General features: G+C 66.7%; 1 protein-coding gene. It reads left to right on the plus strand.

Going from position 1 to position 457, the window contains the following annotated elements; genetic code table 11:
- On the plus strand, positions 1-457 hold a 457-nt coding region (locus tag RQX22_RS19260), incomplete at both ends, for a transposase (RefSeq protein WP_315728833.1).

Consider the following 457-nt stretch of genomic DNA (forward strand, 5'->3'; position numbering starts at 1 on the left):
TCGACGCCAGCATGATCAAGGCTGACGCCAACCGCCAGAACTCGACGCCGGGTGACGAGTGGGAGCCGCCCGATGATCCCGGCCATGCGGTGCGCGAGTATCTGGTCGTGCTCGACGAGGCGGCTTTCGGCGGGGCGACGCCGGTCGTGCCCAAGCTCATCTCGGCGGCCGATCCTGCCTCGCGCTGGACCGCCGCCAGTGGCGGGCTCGCCTTCTTCGCCTACTGCACCAACTATCTCATCGACCTGAAGCACGCCGTGATCATGGACGTCGAGGCGACCACCGCCGTGCGCCAGGCCGAAGTGACCGCCCAGCGCGTGATGCTCGATCGAACCCAGGAGCGGTTCGGCATCTGGCCCGAGCGCCTTGCCGCCGACACTGGCTATGGAGATGCTGCGAACCTTGGCTGGCTGGTGCACGAGAAGGGCATCGAGCCGCACATTCCGGTGTTCGAAAA

Source organism: Sphingosinicella rhizophila (assembly GCF_032378825.1).
Taxonomy (GTDB): Bacteria; Pseudomonadota; Alphaproteobacteria; order Sphingomonadales; family Sphingomonadaceae; genus Allosphingosinicella; species Allosphingosinicella rhizophila.